At 64.2% G+C, this 18,805-nt stretch carries 17 protein-coding genes; 9 read left to right on the top strand and 8 right to left on the bottom strand.

Features of this window, described 5'->3' with window-relative positions:
* Positions 1–27: 27 nt before the first annotated feature.
* Positions 28–963: a LysR family transcriptional regulator gene (locus NQ034_RS13730; RefSeq protein WP_257049517.1), complete on the bottom strand. Its 936-nt coding sequence runs from the start codon at positions 961–963 to the stop codon at positions 28–30.
* A gap of 56 nt (positions 964–1,019) precedes the next feature.
* Between NQ034_RS13730 and NQ034_RS13725 the strand changes: the two genes are divergently transcribed.
* Together NQ034_RS13725 and NQ034_RS13720 are read left to right on the top strand one after the other, a co-directional pair.
* The gene (locus tag NQ034_RS13725; RefSeq protein WP_257049516.1) at positions 1,020–2,021 is read left to right on the top strand and encodes a D-2-hydroxyacid dehydrogenase; all 1,002 of its coding nucleotides are present in this window, start codon (positions 1,020–1,022) and stop codon (positions 2,019–2,021) included.
* Between the two features lie 99 nt (positions 2,022–2,120).
* Positions 2,121–3,278, top strand: a complete 1,158-nt coding sequence (locus NQ034_RS13720) for an FAD-dependent oxidoreductase (protein WP_257049515.1) — start codon at positions 2,121–2,123, stop codon at positions 3,276–3,278.
* 38 nt (positions 3,279–3,316) lie between these two features.
* On the opposite strand, the gene NQ034_RS13715 is transcribed toward NQ034_RS13720, so the two are convergent.
* Positions 3,317–4,648, bottom strand: a complete 1,332-nt coding sequence (locus NQ034_RS13715; RefSeq protein WP_257049514.1) for an SLC13 family permease — start codon at positions 4,646–4,648, stop codon at positions 3,317–3,319.
* A gap of 18 nt (positions 4,649–4,666) precedes the next feature.
* Here NQ034_RS13715 and NQ034_RS13710 point away from each other — a divergent pair, with 18 nt between their 5' ends.
* Positions 4,667–5,452 (top strand): amidohydrolase family protein, encoded by a 786-nt coding sequence (locus NQ034_RS13710; RefSeq protein ID WP_257049513.1) that lies wholly within the window; start codon positions 4,667–4,669, stop codon positions 5,450–5,452.
* A 106-nt stretch (positions 5,453–5,558) separates the two neighbouring features.
* On the opposite strand, the gene NQ034_RS13705 is transcribed toward NQ034_RS13710, so the two are convergent.
* Both NQ034_RS13705 and NQ034_RS13700 read right to left on the bottom strand, forming a co-directional pair.
* The gene (locus NQ034_RS13705) at positions 5,559–7,217 is read right to left on the bottom strand and encodes a gamma-glutamyltransferase family protein (protein WP_257049512.1); all 1,659 of its coding nucleotides are present in this window, start codon (positions 7,215–7,217) and stop codon (positions 5,559–5,561) included.
* 53 nt (positions 7,218–7,270) lie between these two features.
* Positions 7,271–7,480, bottom strand: a complete 210-nt coding sequence (locus NQ034_RS13700) for a hypothetical protein (protein WP_257049511.1) — start codon at positions 7,478–7,480, stop codon at positions 7,271–7,273.
* A 224-nt stretch (positions 7,481–7,704) separates the two neighbouring features.
* On the opposite strand from NQ034_RS13700, the gene NQ034_RS13695 reads away from it, so the two are divergent.
* Positions 7,705–8,745, top strand: a complete 1,041-nt coding sequence (locus NQ034_RS13695; RefSeq protein WP_257049509.1) for an MsnO8 family LLM class oxidoreductase — start codon at positions 7,705–7,707, stop codon at positions 8,743–8,745.
* Between the two features lie 69 nt (positions 8,746–8,814).
* Here the strand turns inward: NQ034_RS13695 and NQ034_RS13690 are convergent, their stop codons facing one another.
* The 3 genes from NQ034_RS13690 to hisD all read right to left on the bottom strand — a co-directional run bounded on the left by NQ034_RS13690 (position 8,815) and on the right by hisD (position 12,000).
* Complete coding sequence (locus NQ034_RS13690; RefSeq protein WP_257049508.1) at positions 8,815–9,807, bottom strand: 3-hydroxyacyl-CoA dehydrogenase family protein; 993 nt, start codon at positions 9,805–9,807, stop codon at positions 8,815–8,817.
* A gap of 67 nt (positions 9,808–9,874) precedes the next feature.
* Positions 9,875–10,633 (bottom strand): SDR family NAD(P)-dependent oxidoreductase, encoded by a 759-nt coding sequence (locus NQ034_RS13685; protein ID WP_257049507.1) that lies wholly within the window; start codon positions 10,631–10,633, stop codon positions 9,875–9,877.
* Entirely contained in the window at positions 10,630–12,000 is a 1,371-nt protein-coding gene (gene hisD, locus NQ034_RS13680; RefSeq protein WP_257049506.1) for a histidinol dehydrogenase, read from the bottom strand. Before hisD ends, NQ034_RS13685 begins: the two co-directional genes overlap by 4 nt.
* A gap of 164 nt (positions 12,001–12,164) precedes the next feature.
* Here hisD and NQ034_RS13675 point away from each other — a divergent pair, with 164 nt between their 5' ends.
* The 3 genes from NQ034_RS13675 (at position 12,165) to NQ034_RS13665 (ending at position 15,668) form a co-directional block, all read left to right on the top strand.
* Positions 12,165–13,526, top strand: coding sequence for an MFS transporter (locus tag NQ034_RS13675; protein ID WP_257049504.1), 1,362 nt, complete (start codon positions 12,165–12,167; stop codon positions 13,524–13,526).
* 169 nt (positions 13,527–13,695) lie between these two features.
* The gene (locus NQ034_RS13670; RefSeq protein WP_257049503.1) at positions 13,696–14,709 is read left to right on the top strand and encodes a LacI family DNA-binding transcriptional regulator; all 1,014 of its coding nucleotides are present in this window, start codon (positions 13,696–13,698) and stop codon (positions 14,707–14,709) included.
* Positions 14,710–14,735: 26 nt separating this feature from the next.
* Positions 14,736–15,668 (top strand): polysaccharide deacetylase family protein, encoded by a 933-nt coding sequence (locus NQ034_RS13665; RefSeq protein WP_257049502.1) that lies wholly within the window; start codon positions 14,736–14,738, stop codon positions 15,666–15,668.
* A 48-nt stretch (positions 15,669–15,716) separates the two neighbouring features.
* Here the strand turns inward: NQ034_RS13665 and NQ034_RS13660 are convergent, their stop codons facing one another.
* Positions 15,717–16,778 (bottom strand): Lrp/AsnC family transcriptional regulator, encoded by a 1,062-nt coding sequence (locus tag NQ034_RS13660; protein ID WP_257049501.1) that lies wholly within the window; start codon positions 16,776–16,778, stop codon positions 15,717–15,719.
* Between the two features lie 70 nt (positions 16,779–16,848).
* Between NQ034_RS13660 and NQ034_RS13655 the strand changes: the two genes are divergently transcribed.
* Together NQ034_RS13655 and NQ034_RS13650 are read left to right on the top strand one after the other, a co-directional pair.
* Entirely contained in the window at positions 16,849–18,210 is a 1,362-nt protein-coding gene (locus NQ034_RS13655) for a CapA family protein (protein WP_257049500.1), read from the top strand.
* 51 nt (positions 18,211–18,261) lie between these two features.
* A complete protein-coding gene (locus NQ034_RS13650; RefSeq protein ID WP_257049499.1) occupies positions 18,262–18,702 on the top strand; it encodes an ABC transporter substrate-binding protein in 441 nt (146 codons plus the stop codon).
* Positions 18,703–18,805 lie beyond the last annotated feature (103 nt).

Genomic DNA, 18,805 nt, shown 5'->3' with positions numbered 1-18,805 from the left:
AATAGCCACGCCTCCGCTCCGGGTCCGTTATTCCAGGACCTCTACGTCGTACTCGGCCACGGTGGTTCGCAGCAGGTCGATGTAGTGGGCGGCCTGCTGGGTCAGCTGGAGTGCGGAGTGGGCGATCCAGCCGACCTCGATCCGTTCCTTGACACGCAGTGGAACCGCCACGATATCGGGGCCGTTGAGGTCCGCGCTGACGATGCCGGTGGAAATCGTGTAGCCGCCCAGGCCGATCATCAGATTGAAGATCGTGGCCCTGTCGCTCACGTGAATCGACTTGGGGACGCTGACGGTCGAGAGGATCTCCTCGGCCAGGTGGAAGGAATTCTGTTCGCCCTGGTCGAAGGACAGGCGCGGGTACGGCGTCAGGTCGTCCAGGGTTACCGATCGGCGGCGTGCCAGGGGGTTGCCACTGCCCACGAAGACATGCGGTTTGGCGATGAAGAGCGGATGGAAGGACAGTCCCGCGTCGCGCAGCAGCCGGTCGATCACGCGACGGTTGAAGTCGTTGCGGTACAGGATCCCCAGCTCGCTGCGCATGGTGCGGACGTCCTCGATGAGGTCGTGGGTGCGGGTCTCGCGCAGGGTGAACTGGTACTCGTGGCTGTCTGCCTCTTGGACCATTGTGACGAAGGCATTGACCACGAACGCGAAGTGCTGGGCCGATATCGCCAGTTGGCGTTTCGAAGGGGTGGGGGTGCCGTAGCGTTGTTCTAAGAGCTCGGCCTGTTCGGTCACCTGCCGCGCATAGCCCAGGAACTCGACCCCGTCGGCGGTCAGCGTGATGCCGCGGGTCGACCGGACGAACAGCTCTTTGGCCAGGCGCGCCTCCAGCTCCTTCATCGCAGCCGACAGACTGGGCTGGGAAATGTAGAGGACCTCGGCTGCGGCGGTGATCGACCCGTGCGTGGCGACCTCGACGAAGTATTTGAGCTGTTGGAGTGTCACGAGCTGTGCCATGGGGACAGCCTATAGGGGTGGACTACAGGTGACGGGTATCACGTAGAGTTGCTCATGTGATAGCCAACGATGCCGATACCGCTCGCAGGGTCCGCACCTGTGTGATCGACCGCGAGGACGGAGCCGGGGCGCAATACCTGGATCGGGCCACCGCGGAACTGGGGCTGCAGGTCCTGACACCTTCTCAACTGGCCGATATCCACCCCGACACCGAGGCCGTCTACGTCCGGGCCTCCTACTGGACGGACATCGACGAGCTGCTGCGCCTGGCGCCGGGGTTGAAATGGGTGCAGCTGAGCATGGTGGGCTACGACCGGCTGCTCACCCCGGCATTCAGGGAATCCGGCGTGACCCTGACGAATGCCCGTGGAGTGCTCGACGATGCCATCGCGGAATTCGTGGTGGGCGGGACCCTGCTGTGGTCCAAGGGATTGCTGACCTCGACCCTGGACTCGCGGGCGCACTGCGCGCACTACCGCCAGCTCTTGGGCAATGCCGAACTGCGGGCGCTGGTGCTGGGCGCGGGCTCGATCGGCTCCGCGGTCGCCCGGCATCTGCGGGGCATCGGAGTGCCGCGAGTCGACGGGGTGCGCCGCACGATTCCTCCGATGGCCGAGGTTGCGGCCGGCCCCTTCGACCGGGTCCTCACCTTCGCGCAGCTGGGGCGGGCCGTGGACATCGCCGACTACTCGGTGATCGTCGCCGTCCTCCCATCGAGTCCCACGACCAGTGGCATCATCGGCGCCGAATTGTTGGAGGGCCTGGCCGAGCGCGTGGTCTTCATCAATGTGGGCCGCGGCGACACCGTGGACAATATCGCCCTGGCCGAGGCGATGGCGCAGCGGCCGGGATCCGCGGCGGTGCTCGACGTGACCGCGCCGGAACCGCTGCCGGCCGCCCACCCGCTGTTCGCACAGCCCAATGTCGTCATCAGCCCACATATGTCGGGGGATACGCGCGACCGGCACCGCGGATTCGCCGAACTCTTCCTGGACAACCTGGCCAGGTACACGGCAGGCGAGCCGCTGCGCAATGTCGTCGAGACCTCGGCGCCGTGAGCCATGCGGGAGTGGGTCCGGAGGAGTGGGCACGGTCCCCGAGGGTGTCCTCGCCCCAGCTGAAACGCACCGTCCCCTAATAGGAAAGCAGTGAAGACAATGAGCACGAACCGCTTTGCGGTCATCGGAACCGGCACCATGGGCGCGCAGGCCGCATGGCAGTTGGCCCGCGCGGGCCGCCGGGTGACGGCCTTCGAACAGTACGCGCCGGGCCATCCCCGTGGGGCGGCCGGCGGCGGGAACCGGCTGTTCCGCAATATCGAACTCGAGGACGCGCACTATGCTCCGATCGTGCAGCGCGCCGGCGAACTGTGGACGAACCTGGAGACGGAGTCGGGCTGGCTACTGCGGGAACTCGACGGCGCCCTGGTCGCCGGCCCGGCCGAGGCCGAGGAGACCCGCAGGGCCTTGGCAGCGGCACAGGACAATCCCGATGCCGAGATCCTGGATGTGCACGAGGCCAGGTTGCGGTTCCCCTCGCACGCCTTCGACGCCGAGGACGCGATCGTCTTCGACCGGTTCGGTGGGGTGATCCGCCCCGAACTGACGGTCAAGGCCGCGGCGGGGCTGGCGGTGCGCGCCGGCTGCGAGCTGCGGACGAACACAGAGGTGGTGGAGGTCGAGGACCTGGGCGACAGGGTACGGGTCGTCTCGCGGGTACGTGAGTCCGCGGGGGCCTCGGACGCGGAGACGCGCACCGAGTACTTCGACCGGGTGATTGTGGCGGGCGGCCCGTGGACCCAACACCTGGTGCCGCAACTGGCCGATACTCTGCACAGCCACCAGCTGATGTCCGCGTGGTTCACCGGGCGCACCCCGCAGGTGATGGAGGGGATCTACCCGATCATCCGCAGCAATCCGACGTATCTGTACGCGCTGCCGACCTTCGACCATATGGGGATGAAACTGGGGCTGGGGTTCGAACACCATCCCCAGGTGGAACGGCCCGAGTCCGCACCCCGGCAGGTGATCCCCGAGGTGATGGAGGCCTTCCAGGAGAAGATCCGGCGCTACTTCCCGGGCTTGGATCCGGAGCCCTACCGGGTGGACTTCTACTACGAGTCCTATACGCCCAGCCGGCACGAATGGCTGGGCGCGGCTCCCGGTGCGCAGAACGTGATCGTGGCGGCAGGATTCTCCGGCCACGGGTTCAAGATGAGTCCCGCAATCGGCGAGATCGCGGCAACCCTGGCCGTGGGGGAACAACCGACGGTGGACATCTCGTTCCTGGCCCGGGCACAGGATGCGGGGGCTTAGCGGGCCGGACCAACCGGCCCGGTGTGGATGGCCCTGTGCTACACCCGCCCCACCAGGAACAGCAGCCAGACGATTAGGGGCACGATCGCGGTCATGGACATGCCCCAGGTCATCAGGCCCTTGAACGTCTTGTCGCGCTTGTCCTCCTCCGTATTGGCAACGACCAGGGCGCCACCGGTGGAGAACGGCGAGGAATCCACCGCCGAGGCCGCGATCGACAGTGCCAGTACGAAGCCCACCAGGGGCAACTGGCCGCCCAACAGCAGGGGTGCCGCGATGGGCACCAGCACGCCGAACATGGCATTGGTCGATGCGAAGGCGGACACGATGCCGGCGACGTACATGATGAGTAGAGAGGCCACCAGCACGGAACCGATCCCCGTGATCCCGTTGGCCAGGGTGTCGACGACGCCGGCCTTCTGCAGCACTCCCACATAGGTCACGATGCCGCCGATCAGCAGCACCACACCCCAGCCGATCGCGTCCATCCCGTCCTTGACGTACTGGGGTGCGATCAGGCCCAGGAGCACGGCGGAACCCAGCGCCAGATATCCCACATCGAGCTTCGCGAACAGGCCCAGAGCCAGGATCGCCAGGAACAGCACCAGGGTCAGATGGTTCTGCCAGTTCCAGGACTCCTTCGCCGGGGTCGAGGCCTCGGTTGTGGCAGTGCCGCCGGTGCCCGCGGGCGCGGTGGTGACGGTGTGTGCGCGGCCTGCCGGGACCTCGGCCCCGGTGGTTTGCGCACCGCCACCGCCGCGCCGCGCGAGCAGGCCGCGGCCGCCCAGCAGGAAGAAGGCGACCAGGTTCAGTACCAGGTTGAACACGAAGGTGCCGATGAAGATCGCCATGGGATCGACGGTGACCCCCGATTTCACCAACACGCCGTTGACGATCGAGAAGTACACGGCGATGGGGGAGAAGCCGCCGGCGTTGGTGCCGTTGAGGATCGACAGGCCCATCAGCAGCGGGCTGATCCGGTAGCGCGAGGCGAAGGCCAGGCCCACCGGAACCAGGATCGCGTTGGTCGCCGCCGAAAGCGCGCCGGAACCGGTGATGATCGCGGCCAGGATGAAGAAGACCCAGGGCAGGGCCCAGGCCCTTCCGCGGGTCAGGCCGACGGCCGCGTCGACGACCCTGGCGACGGTGCCATTGGCCCGCGCCAGCCCGAAGAAGAAGGTGACGCCCACCAGGGTGACCAGGAGGTTCGTGGGGAATTGGGCCGAAACGTCGTCGGTCTTCATCCCGAAGTAGAAGGTGCCGAGCGCGAAGGCGGCGAACAGGGCGATCGCGCCCATGCTCACTCCGCGCCACATCGACAGGGCGAAGATAACGACGAGCCCCACAACGCCGATGATCGTTGCTGTCATAGATATATCGTAGGACCCATGGCTGACACGCTGTTCGATCCACCTATCGTCGCCCCCGGCGACTACCACGCCCACGTCTTCCAAGCCGGCGTCGCCGCCACGGAGCACCCGCGCTACGTGCCGGATTACGATGCGTCCCCCGAGGCCTACCTGGCGCAGTTGGACGCCCACGGCCTGGCCTGGGGCACGCTGATCCAGCCCAGCTTCCTGGGCACCGACAACAGCTACCTGCTGGCTGCTCTGCAGCAGTATCCCCAGCGGCTGCGCGGGGTGATCGTGGTCGACGATGTCAATCCCTCGGCGACGTTCAATGCGCTGGGTGGGTTCGTCAAGGACGGCTTCGTCGCTTTGCACGAGGCCGGGGTCCGGGGCGTGCGCCTGAACCTGATCGGACGCCAGATGCCGGATCTGGCCGGACTGGCCTGGGCACCGATCCTGCGGTTCATGGAGCGCCTGGACTGGCACTTGGAGTTCCAGGCCAAGGCCGAGCAGCAGATCGAGATCGCGGACCTGTTGCCCAAGCTGCCGGAGGATCTGAAGATCGTCATCGACCATTACGGCCTGCCCCAGACGTCATTGGAGGTGGAGCTGGGCGAGCATCCCCTGTTCGACCTGGTGGAGGAAGCGGGTGAGCGGCTGTGGGTGAAGGCATCGGGTCCGTACCGTTGCGGTCCTGGTGCCGCGCGGGCGATGCACGATGAGCTGGTATTCCGAGGTTTCACCCGCTTCGTCCCGGGCTCGGACTGGCCGCACACCCGGTTCGAGGAGAAATGCGACGGAGCCTGGGACGGGTTCGGGCGCTGACGGTGCTCAGGCCCGCGCTCCTCAATCATTGGACCGTTCATTTCAGATTGGGCTGTTCATCCGGTCCAATCTGAAATGAATGGTCCAGCGATTTTCGGTCCGGGCCTCACACCCCCGCCGCATAGCCATCGCGCTGGGGGTCGGCGCCGCCCGCCAAACGACCATCGATGCGGGTGATCGCATGGACCCCGGCGAATGCAAAGCTCAGTGCTGACCTGCGGACCTCGTAATCCTCACCCTGTAGCGCGAGTTCTACAGACCGGGGGATCCTGTTCGAGATGTCGATCGCGTTGGATGTTGCGACGATTCGCGGCGCTGCCACAGCCCGGTCCACAGGCATCCCGAAGTCGATGATATTGGAGATCCCCTGCACGATCGCCGGAGTGATCCAGGATGCGCCAGGGGCTCCGATGGCGATGATCGGCCCGGTTTCATCGTGGACCACCGTGGGCGCCATCGTGGTGCGTCGCCTGGCCCCCGGTGCCACTGAATTCGAGGTGCCGGGTCGCGGATCGAACGTGCTCATCCCACCGTTCATCATGAAGCCGGTACCGCTGGGGATGAAGCCCGAAGGATTTCCCAGCGTGTGGGTTAACGAGACCGTTAGGCCATCGGCGTCCATGGCGGAGATATGCGTGGTGTGGCGCGATTCGTTGTCCGGACCAGCGTTCGCATCGGTGTCCGCATAGCGCGGGCCGTCCACATCCACACGAAGCCCGGCCCGGACCTCGGTTGCTGCACGGTCCAGGGCCTCGGCAGTCAACAATGCTGCATAGTCCGCGTTGGTGGCCGTGGGACGGCGCCACAGGTCCTCTTTATCGCGCAGGGCGTGCTTCATCGCCTCGGCCAGGATTCGAATGTGCGCGGCGGAACCATGCGCGATGGTGCCCATATCGAACCGGTCGAGAATCCCCAGCGTCTGCATGGTCTGTACGCCACCGGCCGGATTCGGCGGCAGTGTCACCTTCAGCCCGCGGTACCGCCCGACGACCGGGTCCCGGTGCTGAAGCTCATATTCGGCCAGGTCATCGCGGGTCAGGAACCCGCCACCGTCCCGGATGGAATCGGCGATCACACCGGCGAGCTCACCGGTGTACAGGTCCGTAGCACCGGCCTTGGCCAGGTGGGTCAGGGTGTCGGCCAGTTCCGGGTTGATGATCATATCGCCCAGGCGCGGCAGCGTTCCATGCGGAAGATAGATGCGCCGACCATCGGCAGTATTGGCCAGTTTGTCGCCGAAGTCCATGCGGCCGTACTTCTGCTCATTCTGCGTGAGCACGGTGTGCACATGTGGGCGGATCGGCCAGCCCGAACGGGCCAGCCTGATCGCCTCGGCGAACAAGTCGGACCAGGCCAGGCGGCCGAACTGGGTGTGAATCGCCTCCAAGGTCTTCAGCGTCCCCGGGGTCATGATGGACTGAGCACCGGTTTCATTGACATGCCCCTCGACCCGGAAACCGAAGCCGTCGGTGGTGGGGCCCAACAGCCTGTCGGCCCACACATCCGGGGTGACCGCCTGGGGACTCGTCCCGAGCCCGTCGATGATGTGGACTTGGCCATCAGGGGTGACGATCTGGGCGATCGCCATTCCGCCGATGCCGGACATGAGTGGGTCGACCACGCCCTGGACCAAGGCAGTGGCGACCGCCGCGTCCACGGCATTGCCGCCAGCGGCCAGTGTCTGCGCGCCGGCATCTGTGGCCTCGGGCTGGGGTGCGACGATCATCGCGGAGAAATCCTCGGTCTGCGGAACTGGTGTGAACATGGTGACTGGCCTTCGGTTGGAATGCGGTTGCTGAGCTTCGCTCTTGTTCTTGCTTACCTGGGCTCGCCGCCCTTTGCCCCGCGACTCAGCCCCGCCAAGCGCTCCCCGGTGACCGGGGTGTGCTCTTGTTCCCGGGCGCGGGCTTGTACGAACCGGTCCGCGGCCTCGGCCAGGCGTGCGTCCTCACTGGTTTCACCGCCCGTTGAGGAGTTGTTCGCGGGACCGTCTGATGGCCTGGACGGCTTGGGGTTCTGCTGGTTCATCACGGCCTCCACTGCGCGGGTCCGGAATGGGTCTTTCAGCCCATCGCGGTTCGAGCCTAGCGCAGGTGGGACAGCCGCTGGTGCGCCCGGGGGACCGTGTGTCGGCACACCGTGCAAACCGTTCACGGAGCTTTGCCATATCCCGTTTCAGATTCCACTGATTGAACGGTGGAATCTGAAATAAACGGTCCAACGATCGGCACCCAGGCCGTAGAGTGACACGCATGAGACTGTCGATCGTCGACCTGGGCACCGTCGCCCCGGGGACCACCGAATCGGACGCACTGCACGATGCGATTGAAACCGCACAGCACGCCGAGGCGCACGGATTCCACCGCATCTGGTTCGCCGAACACCACCTGAGCCGCTCGGGCGCCTCGCACCATCCGGAACTGCTCATCGCCGCGGCCGCAGCGTCGACGCAGACCATCAGGGTCGGGTCAGGGGCGGTGCTGATGAACCATTACAGCCCGTTCAAAATCGCGGAGATGTACCAACAGCTCGAGGCCATGGCACCCGGGCGGGTCGACCTGGGCATGGGGCGGGCCACCGGCGGGCCGATCGTCGACCTGGCGATGCAGCTCAACCGGCAGAATCCCATCCAGGTCGACCACGGCCAGCAGGTGTTGGAGACCCTGGCCTGGCTCTACCAGGCCTTCCCGGAAGGACACCCCTTCGCCGGACATGCGCTCATGCCATCCGTACCGCAGGTCCCACAGACCTGGCTGCTGGGATCGAGCCCGAACAGCGCCCAGCTGGCCGCGCAGCTGGGGATCGGATACTGCTTCGCCTGCTTCATCAACCCCAGTGCCGCGGCACCCGCCCTGCGTGCATATCGCGAGGCATTCCGGCCGAGGGGCTTCGGACTGGACGAACCGCGGGCGATCCTGTCGGTCAATGCGACCGTTGGCGAGGACGCGGCGGACGGTCAGCGCCTGGCCGGCGGGCCCAAGGGCTACTACGCGCGACTGCAAACGGCGGGCCGGGCGGCCGGATCCGTCATGGTGCCGACTCCGGACGAGGCCAGGGCCGAGCTGAGCGCGGACCAGGCCGCCGAGCCCACCGGGATCGTCGACGGCCGGTGGCCGCGCTTCGTCGCCGGATCGCCGTCCCAGGTGGGCGCGACGCTGGAGAGGATGGTCGAGGAATCCGGTGCCGACGAGGTGATGGTCCAGGACCTCATCGCCGACCCCGCCACCCGCCGCCGCTCCCACGAACTGTTGGCGGGCGAGATGGGGCCGTCTGTTTCAGATTCCACTGTTTGAACAGTGGAATCTGAAACAGACAGCCCGATGATCGTCGGTCGTGATTCTGCCCTTTAAGGCTCAGATCCGTTATTTGAAGCCGGGAGCCGGGCCCAGTTCGGCGCACAACTGCGACAGTTTCGCATAGGCGCGCTCGCGGTAGGCCAGCAGCTCGGCCGTCTGCGATTCGTCCAGATCCAGCAGTCCATGACCGGTCTTGAGGCCCAGATCGCCCGATTCCATGGCCGCCCGTACCGGAGCCGGCATGGCGAAGCGCTCGCCGCATTCGGCCTCGAGGGTTTCATAGGAGCCGGCGTAGACGTCCAGACCGGCCATGTCCCCGATGGCGAAGGGGCCGAAGAACGGCAGTCGGAACCCGAAGCAGGAGCGCGCCACCGCGTCGATCTCCTGCGGTGTGGCGAGTTCCTCGTCCACCATGCGCGAGGCCTCGGCGTAGAGCGCGAACTGCAGCCGGTTGGACACGAACCCGGCTGCATCGGTCACCCGGGTCGCGGTCTTGCCCAGGGAGGTGATGAGTTCGCAAGCGCAGCGGACGACTTCGGCCGAGGTCTGGGGCCCGGGGATGATCTCGACCCCGGGTACGAACGGGGCCGGGTTCATCCAGTGCACGCCCAGGAACCGCTGCGGTCCGGTCACGAACTCGCTGAGCTCGCGGATCGGGATGCTGGAGGTATTGGACCCGATGACCGCGTCCGCCGGAGCATGCTGGGAGATCAGTTCGAGCGTGGCCCGTTTGATCTCCGGATCCTCCGGGACCGCCTCGGCGATGTAGGCGGCCTGCGCCACGGCCTCCTCGCGGGAGGCCGCAGCGATCAGGTTGGCCTGCAGCAGCTGCTCGGCCTCGGCGGGAAAGAGCCCCTCCGCCGCGTACTGGGCGCCCTGGGCGATCAGCCGTTCGCGGGCGGCTATCGTCCGGGCGGCATCGACGTCGGCCAACTGCACGGTGTGTCCGTGCAGTGCCAGGATCTGCGCTATCCCGCCGCCCATATAGCCGGTCCCGACCACCGCACACATCAGGGACGTGCCGGCGTGAAGAGCCTCATCGATCTTCGCAACGCTCATTTTCTTCCTTCCGAATGCGGGTCCTCACCGCATGCGAGGACCCGGAGAACCGAGTCCGACCGCCGGCTCAGCGGATCGTGTATCCGCCGTCGGCCACCAGAGTGGTGCCGGTGACCAGGGACGCGGCGTCGCTGAGCAGGTAGAGGGTCGGACCCGCCACCTCGCAGGCCTCACCGAAGCGGCCCAGCGGAATCCGGGACCGGAGCTCATCCGCCCAGGCCCCGCGCTCCAGCGTGCTGGCCGTCAACGCAGTCTTCACGAAGGTCGGAGCCACCGCATTCACGCGGATACCGTACTGGGCCCACTCCAGGGCCAACTGCTTGGTCAGGTGGATCAGCGCTGCCTTGGACGAGCCGTACGCGGCGCGCTCCTCGATCGCGACGATGCCCGCCTGCGATGCCATATTCACGATCGCACCGGGTGTCTTCGTGCCCACCCACCTGCGTGCGAAGGCCTGGCTGATCAGGAAGGTGCCCTTGACGTTGATGTCGAAGACCGTGTCCCAGTCGTCCTCGGTGATCTCCAGCGCGGGTTTGGGAACGTTGACGCCTGCGTTATTGACCAGCAGGTCGATTCCACCGGTCACCGCATCGACGGCATCCGTGAACGAGGCGACGTCCTGTGGCCGGGACAGGTCCAGGCCGGGGATCGGCTCGGTGCCGTAGCGGGCGCAGATCTGCGCGGTCGTCTCGGCACTGCGGCTGGTGCCCCAGACCTGGGCGCCGGCGGCGTGCAGGGCGTCGGCGACGGCCTTGCCCAGGCCGTCGGCCGCTCCCGTAATCAGGGCTTTCTTCCCATCGAAGCCGGTGAAGGGTGGAAGTGTCATGCGCCCAGCTCCTGATGGATCCAGTCGAATTCGGTTCCACGGTACTTCGCGACGCGCACATCGCCGGAACGGGCATGGCCTTCGAAGCGCTCGACACGACCGGCCCGGCCCAGGACCTCGCCGAAGAAGGCGCTGGATTCCTTGTTCGTGACCTCCTGGTAGGTCACGGTCTTGAGGAACTTGCCGACCCACAGGCCACCGGTGTAGCGGGAGGCTCCACGGGTGGGCAGGACGTGGTTGGTGCCGATGACTTTGTCGCCGTAGGACACGCAGGTCCCCTCGCCCAGGAAGATCGCACCGTAGTTGTGCATCTTCTCCAGGGCCTCACGCGGTTCCTGCGTGAGGATCTGCACGTGCTCGTAGGCGTAGGCGTCGGCCAGCGCATAGGCGTCGTCGAGGTTCTCGACGACCAGCACCGCGCCCCAGTCCTGCCAGGACTTGCCGGCGAAGTCCGCGGTGGGCAGCTCCGGCAGCAGTTCGTCGATGTGCTGCATGGTCTTGCGACCGACCTCTTCGCTGGTCGTGATGAGTACGGCGGGGGAATCGGGGCCGTGCTCGGCCTGGGACAGCAGGTCGACCGCGGTGATGTACGGATCGGCGTGTTCGTCGGCGACGATGAGGACCTCGGTGGGGCCGGCGAACAGGTCGATGCCGACCTCGCCGTAAAGCTGGCGCTTGGCCTCTGCGACGAAGGCGTTGCCGGGGCCTGCCAACATATTGACCGGGTCAATGGTCTCCGTACCCACGGCCATGGCGGCGATCGCCTGGATGCCGCCCAACAGGTAGATCTCGTCAGCGCCGGCCAGCCGCATGGCGGCAATCGTTGCGTCGGGGATCTCGCCCTTGATCAGCGGGGTGCAGGCCGCAACACGGGGGACACCCGCGACCTTGGCCGTCAGAATGGTCATGTGGGCGCTGGCCAGCAGCGGGTACTTGCCGCCGGGGATGTAGGCGCCGACGGCCTGGATCGGAATGTTCTTCTGGCCCAGGTGGACTCCGTCCATCGTCTCGATTTCGAAGTCCTGCAGGGATTCGAGCTGGCGCTGGGCCATGGTGCGGACCTGGTCCTGGACGAACACGATGTCGTCGATGACCTGCTGGGGCACCCGTGCCATGATCTCGTCGAGCTGTTCCTCGCCGAGGAGGAAAGTGCCGGGTGCGTACTTGTCGAACTTCTCCGAGTACTCGCGGACCGCCTGATCGCCGCGCGTGCGGATATCGGCGATGACGTCCTTGACCGTGTCCTGTACCTGCTGGGTGCTGCCGCGCTGCACGAAGCTCTGCGCAGGTTCCTTCAGCGCCTGGAACTTCACGGCGGTGGTGATGCCGAGGTTGGTGGTGGCCGTGGTGTCCGAGTCGTTTGTCATCGCTGATCCTTCGCATCGACGTTGATGATGTCTGGCCGCAACTGTATACGTATGCATTCATTAATTTCAAGCCCTTGACCGATTGATCTGGTTACGTATACATTTGCCGGAGCTTCAGTTCCCTGGTGAACCGAGCCACGATCGGGTATGACAAAGGAGTCCCTATGACGACAACTGCGCAGACTGCGGGCGCATCAACCGCGGGAATTACCCCACAGATGAGGCGCCGGGCTCTGGCCTCGTCAGTCCTGGGTACATGTATCGAGTGGTACGACTTCTACGTCTACGGCGTGGCCGCCGCCATTGTGATCAACCACCAGTTCTTCCCTCAGTTCTCCGAGTTCGCCGGCGTTCTGCTGGCCTTCAGCACCTATGCCGTCGGCTTCATGGCACGGCCCTTGGGCGGATTCATCTTCGCCCACTTCGGTGACCGACTGGGCCGGAAGAAGATGCTCATGATCACCCTGGGGCTGATGGGTGGTGGCACTTTCCTCATCGGCTGTCTGCCCAATTTCGATGCGATCGGCATCTGGGCGCCCATCCTCCTGCTCCTCTTGCGGGTGATTCAGGGCATGGGCATCGGCGGCGAGTGGGGCGGTGCGGCCCTGATGGCCACCGAATACGCGCCGGAGGCCAAGCGTGGCATGCTGGGTTCGATGCCGCAGATCGGTGTGCCGGCTGGCACACTGCTTGCCAACGGAGCGTTCTTTATCATGGCTCTGATCATCCCCGGGACCGAGGCCTTCCAGGCTTGGGGCTGGCGGATTCCGTTCCTGCTGTCGATCATCCTGGTGGCACTGTCGTTCTACATCCGGATGAAAGTCGACGAGTCCCCGGCGTTCAAGGAGGTCCAGGCCAGCGGGGACGTCGCCAAGATGCCGGTGGTCGACGTTATCAAGCGCAAGCCGCTGACGATCGTCAAAGTCATCATGATGCGTTTCGCGGAGAATGCGAACTACTACATCTACACGACCTTCCTGCTGGCATACGGCAAGCAGATCCTGATCGACCAGGACACGATCATGCTGGCCACGATGATCATGGCGGGCCTGGGCCTGTTTACCATTCCGTTCTGGGGCTGGGTGTCGGACCACTGGGGTCGGAAGTACACGGTCATGGCCGGTGCCATCACCATGATCATCACCGCGTTCCCCTTCTTCTGGGGTGTGCAGACCGGCGACTTCTTCATGATCCTGCTGTCCCTGGTGCTCACCTGCAATGTCGGTCGTGACCTGTGCTATTCGGTGGAGCCGGCCTATTACACGGAGCTCTTCGAACCGAAGCTGCGCTACTCCGGAGCATCCGTGGGCCCGCAGATCGCCTCGGTGTTCGCCGGCGGCTTCGCCCCGTTGATCGCCACCGCGCTGATCGGCGAGCACTTCGACCGGTACTGGCTGGTGGCCATCTACATCATCTTCGGTGGGGTGATTTCCCTCGTCGGAGCTCTGTGGACTCCGGAAACCGCACCTCTGGTACGCAAGCGGCGCGGGCAGACGGCCGAATACGACGCGACGGTGGGCAGATGACCGTCCTGTAAGTCGGCGCGGCGTTGGTAGTCTGACGCTGTACGACTGGGGCCGAAGGCGGAACCGCCTTCGGCCCCAGTGCATTTCGAGTGGATTTCGGCGCTCTGTTCCGCGTTCGACGAGGGCAGTCCTGCCCGGATGGTAACCATGAAGAGGAGAGACGGCACCGATGGTGACAAGTCGCGATGTAGCCCGGTTGGCTGGTGTGTCGCAGGCGACCGTGTCCCGAATGTTGACGAAGCCAGATCTGGTCGCCGCTACCACGCGAGCCAGGGTGTCCGCCGCGATGGAGGAACTTGGTTACGTCCCCCATGCCGGGGCACAGGCCATGCGAACCCAGCGGACGAACACGATCGGAGTCGTCGTCAGCGATTTGGCCAATCCGTTCTACAGCGAACTGCTCGACGAAATGACGGGCGCTCTGGTCAGCGCCGGTCAGCGCGTGCTGTTGTGGAACACCGATCACGGATACCACGACAATGCCATTCAGGCCCTGCGGGAACGCGCGGTCGACGGCGTCATCTTCACCTCGGTCACCAGCGGGTCAGTCGAATTCGCGGCGGCACATGCGGGCGGATTTCCCATCGTCCTGGTCAACCGGGTGATCGAGGACTATGACGGTGACCTGGTCATCAGCGACAACGAGCAGGGCGGGGCGTTGGTTGCGGACTATCTGGTGGAACACGGGCGGACTGATGTCGCAGTGATTACCGGGACTGATTCGGCTGCCACGGCCCGGGTCCGGGAGGCCAGCTTCAACGCGCGGATGGCGGAGCTGGGTTACCCGGTGCCCGAATACCGGCGCCTCAACGCCAAGTTCGACCATGACCTCGCACAGGTCAAGAGCGAGCGTCTGCTGGGGCAGGCGAACCGTCCCCAGGCGATCTTCTGCTGCAATGACCTGATGGGATTCGGGGCGCTGGACGCACTGCGCGGTCAGGGGTTGGATGCAGCGGACTGCTGGGTCATCGGATACGACGATGTGGAGATGTCGGCCTGGCCGTCGTTTGGTCTGACGACCGTGCGGCAGCCCTCGCGGAAGATGGCGCAGGAGGGCGTGGCGATGCTGCTGCGCAGGATCGCGACACCGGACATGGACGTGCAGCGCGAGGTCTATCGCAGCGAGTTACTGGTGCGCGGTTCCACGGAATTCACCCAGGCATATGATGTGAATCACGCATAAGGCGATGATGAGGACTGGGGAACCCGATGAGTGATTCGTTCGATGAACAGCCGGCCGGTCGCGAACCGTGGCAGTGGGATGAGCCGGTGTGGAGGGCCGAGGTCGACCGGGTCAGGGCCGGGCGTGCACTGGTCGATCCCGATCCTGCCCAGCGCTGGCCCGGCGGGGCGAAGTGCGCCGTGATGATCACCTACGATGCCGATCACGAGACGCCGTTCCTGCGGGACAGGCAGACCACCCCCGGTTCGTTGTCGGTGGGCGAATACGGCAGTCGGGTGGCGGTTCCCCGGGTCTTGCGGATGCTGGAGCGCAACGGTGTGAAGGCCACGTTCTACACCCCCGGCGTATCCGCCCTGCTTCATCCGCAGGACATCGATGCCTTCGTCGCCGGTGGCCACGAGGTCGGGGTGCACGGCTGGATCCACGAGCGCAATACAGAGCTGCCGTACGAAGCCGAACTCGATTTGATAGGCAGGGCGACGGACACGCTGGAGCGACTCAGTGGCACCAGGCCCGTGGGGATTCGGACACCGTCCTGGGACTTCTCGCATTCGACCCTGCAGGTCATCCGGGAGATGGGCTTCGTCTACGACGCATCGCTGATGGCCGATGAGGAACCCTACGAGATCCTGGCCGATGGGACTCCCACCGGGATCGTCGAGATCCCCTGTGAATGGATTCGCGATGACGCTCCGTACTTTTCCATGAACCGGTTCGGCGGGATCCGCCCGCACACGCCGCCGCGCGATGTCGAACAGATATGGAAGGACGAATTCGACATGGCCTATGCGGAGGGCGGAGTCTTCGAACTGACCCTGCACCCGCACATCAGCGGGCACCGGTCACGGATCTCAGCAGTGGAACGCGTTATCCAGCATGCCCTGGGCAAGGAAGACGTCTGGGTCGGCACCCATGCCGAGCTCGCCGACTTCCTGCGCGGGAAGTTCGAGATGGGGTAGCGCCGGCGCCGGTGGCTGGGGCGGACGACGAGCGCATCCAGACCCCGGTCAGGCCGAGGTCGGTACAGCTCGCGGAGCCGAGTTGAGGTACCACGGGTCGACTTCCGTGGTGCACACCGCATGTCCGGCAGCATCCAGCAAGCGGCCGTAGAGCTTGTACTGGCGCAGTACGATCTGCCGGTCGACGATGGAGACATGGGGGAACCGGCTGGTCAGCCGCTGGGCGAATGAATAGAGGTCTTTCGCCGAATGCAGCGCGACTGTCATCATGAAGTTGGTCCGTCCCGCGATGGCAGCGCAGGACCTGGTCTCTGGCAATCCGACCATTGTCCTCCCGACCTGTTCGACCCCAGTTTCTGGAACGTTCATCCACAGGATCGCGCCAGAGTGCCAACCGGCGCTTCCCCTCGCCAGATCACAGCGGAACTCCATATCGCCGGCGTTGACCAACTGATTGATTCGGCGTTGAGTGCTGCGCTGGCTGATTTCCAGGTTTGCACTGAGCGTCTTCGTCTCAGTCCGAGTGTCCCGTGCCAGTAGCGAGAACAGAGTTCTATCGGCCTTGTCGAAGTCATGGGTGACGCCACTGCGCTTGGGCTCGGGGCCGACGCGCTCTGACGTACGCCGGTCGAGGATCTTCAGCCGCCAGTACCGTGAGGAGTCGAAGATCCTCGTGGCGATGCTGGTTCGAACTCTTCGGATGCCACCGACGGTGGGGAGGACGGAGACAATCCAGTCGGACATGAGTTCTTCGCTGGGTGCGAAGACTGAACACCATAGTGTCAGTTCGCCACTGAGGTGTTGCACCGTGGCTATATGCGGCTGGGCGTAGAGCCATTCGAGCACTTCGCCCCACCGGTCGACTTCACAGTCGATCTCCAAATAGGTGAGAGTGAGGCGGTCCATCTGACGGGGCCCTGGCATGACAGTCGTCCAGGCGACGCCCGAACCAGCCAGCCGCCTCCACCTACGCGCGGCTGTTGTGGCATCGGTGCCAATGACTGAAGCCAGATCCGCCCAGCTGATCCGGGGGTTGATCTGCATAGCATCGATAAGGGCGAGGTCCTCTTCCGACAGCAGAGTGTGTGAGTCGACGGCGGTATCCTGCAAAATTAGCTCCTCTATGTCCGAATACTGCAAATATGGAATGTGATCTGCAACCACCTTAAATCATGTGACTATGGTCATATCAGATACATCACAGGGCAATCGGCGGGAAGCCTCAGGTTTGCGATTGGCTGCTACCGGTGACAGCTTTGTGACCCGCCGCATCAGCCCTCGGCATCTCGGACTCCGAACCATCGCAGAATCGCTGGCTGATTGCGAAGTCAGATTCACGAACTTCGAAATCACTGCACACGACGACCGGGGCTATCCAGCAGCAGTAAGCGGCGGCACCTGGGCTATCGCCGATCCCCGAGTGATAACCGACCTCACCGAACTGGGCTTCAACATGATGTCCACGGCCAACAACCATGCGATGGACTATTCGAGTGACGGTCTACTGGCTACTGCTGAGAACCTTGAACAGGCAGGCGTGACATTCGCCGGCACCGGTAAGGATCTGGCTGCAGCGTCGGCCCCTTCTTACTTGGAGACCGCCGAACACCGGGTAGCACTCATTGCCGTGACATCTACCTTCGACAAGTCCTGGGTCGCCGGTGACCAGCGCAGAGATATGCGGGGACGGCCTGGGGTCAACGCGCTCGGCCATCAGGCTCGATACTCAGTCAGTGCAGAACAGCTGGGGCAACTGCGTGACATTTCCAAGACGACCGGCATCAATGCTGAATGGGACCAGTCGGTCGCTGCGGGTTATAAGCAACCCTGGGATGAATCGCAGGGGTTGTATTTCGGCGGCCACGTCTTCACGTGCGATAAAGGTCCCACGACCACGGCGAACCATGCAGACCTGGTGCGGTTGATTCAGGCGATCCGGCGTGCAAGGAACGAAGCCGACTACGTCGTCGTGAGCCTGCACGCCCACGAGATGAATGGCATAGATATTGAACGGCCGGCAGAGTTCGTCGAAGAATTCTGTCGATCCGCAATCGATGCCGGGGCCGACGCGATCATCGGTCATGGTCCCCATCTGGTGCGTGGAATCGAGATCTACAAAGGCTGCCCGATCTTCTACAGCCTGGGGAACTTCATCTTCGAGAACGAGACGGTGAAGCAGCTCCCCGCGGACTTCTACGAGGCGTACGGGCTCGATGGTCAAGCTGATGTCAGCCAGGCACTTGCCACACGCAGTGGAGACTGGACACGTGGTTATGCGGTGGACCCGGCGATCTGGTCGGCGGTAGTGGCGCGGTGGGAAGTGACCGAGGACGGTCTTGATATCGTGCTGGATCCGATCGACCTGGGCTGGGGCGAACCCCATTACCGGCGGGGCCTGCCGCAGCCCGCAAACAACACCGAAGTGCTGGAACGGCTGCAACGATTGTCCGCTGTGTACGGCACGGAGATCTCGATTGAAAACGGGCTCGGACGTATACGTATTGAAAAACCATCCATGGAGGCCTCAGATGCCGCCTCCTGAGTATGCGATTGGACTCGCGATTCCCACCTCCAGGATGAAGGAAGGATGAAAATGAAACGTCGATCATTCGTCTCGGGTATCGTCGCCGTATTGCTTGTGATTGGTGTATCCGGATGTGCGACCAGCACGTCAAGTAGTTCACACAGTGACCGGCTGGACATTGCCATAAGCTCACAGCCAACAAACTTGGATGAGCAGACTCTGACTGGTTCTCCAACCAAGATAACCATGCGAAACGTCTATGAGACTCTTGTCACGACAGATAACGACAATCAAGTCCGGCCGGTTCTTGCGAAGAGTTGGACTGTCAGTAAAGACAGGAAGACGTACACGTTCAAGCTGCGCCAGGGTGTAAAATTTCATACTGGTCAGGAAATGACATCCGGAGATGTCGTGGCTTCGATGAATAGATGGATCGGCCTGTACAAGGTTGCTCAGGTGTCCATGGGCGAAGATGCGCACTTCGTTGGCTCATCCGATTTGGGAGTGTAGTTGGGGTCTGAATCCCCCTGCTTCCAGGAGGCTGCGTGCAACGTAGTTGGTCAGGTTCCGGAAGCCGAGGGCGGAGCCTCGGAGGTGCTCGAGTCTTCCGTTG

This window comes from Brevibacterium moorei, assembly GCF_024580735.1.
GTDB lineage: Bacteria > Actinomycetota > Actinomycetes > Actinomycetales > Brevibacteriaceae > Brevibacterium > Brevibacterium moorei.
Note: the sequence above shows the minus strand (reverse complement) of the source record. Positions and strands in the feature narration are given on the sequence as shown.

What these genes read in the sequence shown, in the direction of transcription:
- NQ034_RS13710 (WP_257049513.1), top strand. Translation starts at nt 4,667, where the DNA reads ATGGCTGACACGCTGTTCGATCCACCTATCGTCGCCCCCGGCGACTAC.
- NQ034_RS13655 (WP_257049500.1), top strand. Translation starts at nt 16,849, where the DNA reads ATGGTCATATCAGATACATCACAGGGCAATCGGCGGGAAGCCTCAGGT.
- NQ034_RS13705 (WP_257049512.1), bottom strand. Translation starts at nt 7,217, where the DNA reads ATGTTCACACCAGTTCCGCAGACCGAGGATTTCTCCGCGATGATCGTC.
- NQ034_RS13715 (WP_257049514.1), bottom strand. Translation starts at nt 4,648, where the DNA reads ATGACAGCAACGATCATCGGCGTTGTGGGGCTCGTCGTTATCTTCGCC.
- NQ034_RS13670 (WP_257049503.1), top strand. Translation starts at nt 13,696, where the DNA reads ATGGTGACAAGTCGCGATGTAGCCCGGTTGGCTGGTGTGTCGCAGGCG.
- NQ034_RS13665 (WP_257049502.1), top strand. Translation starts at nt 14,736, where the DNA reads ATGAGTGATTCGTTCGATGAACAGCCGGCCGGTCGCGAACCGTGGCAG.
- NQ034_RS13690 (WP_257049508.1), bottom strand. Translation starts at nt 9,807, where the DNA reads ATGAGCGTTGCGAAGATCGATGAGGCTCTTCACGCCGGCACGTCCCTG.
- NQ034_RS13720 (WP_257049515.1), top strand. Translation starts at nt 2,121, where the DNA reads ATGAGCACGAACCGCTTTGCGGTCATCGGAACCGGCACCATGGGCGCG.
- NQ034_RS13685 (WP_257049507.1), bottom strand. Translation starts at nt 10,633, where the DNA reads ATGACACTTCCACCCTTCACCGGCTTCGATGGGAAGAAAGCCCTGATT.
- NQ034_RS13695 (WP_257049509.1), top strand. Translation starts at nt 7,705, where the DNA reads ATGAGACTGTCGATCGTCGACCTGGGCACCGTCGCCCCGGGGACCACC.
- NQ034_RS13730 (WP_257049517.1), bottom strand. Translation starts at nt 963, where the DNA reads ATGGCACAGCTCGTGACACTCCAACAGCTCAAATACTTCGTCGAGGTC.
- NQ034_RS13675 (WP_257049504.1), top strand. Translation starts at nt 12,165, where the DNA reads ATGACGACAACTGCGCAGACTGCGGGCGCATCAACCGCGGGAATTACC.
- NQ034_RS13650 (WP_257049499.1), top strand. Translation starts at nt 18,262, where the DNA reads ATGAAACGTCGATCATTCGTCTCGGGTATCGTCGCCGTATTGCTTGTG.
- hisD (WP_257049506.1), bottom strand. Translation starts at nt 12,000, where the DNA reads ATGACAAACGACTCGGACACCACGGCCACCACCAACCTCGGCATCACC.
- NQ034_RS13700 (WP_257049511.1), bottom strand. Translation starts at nt 7,480, where the DNA reads ATGAACCAGCAGAACCCCAAGCCGTCCAGGCCATCAGACGGTCCCGCG.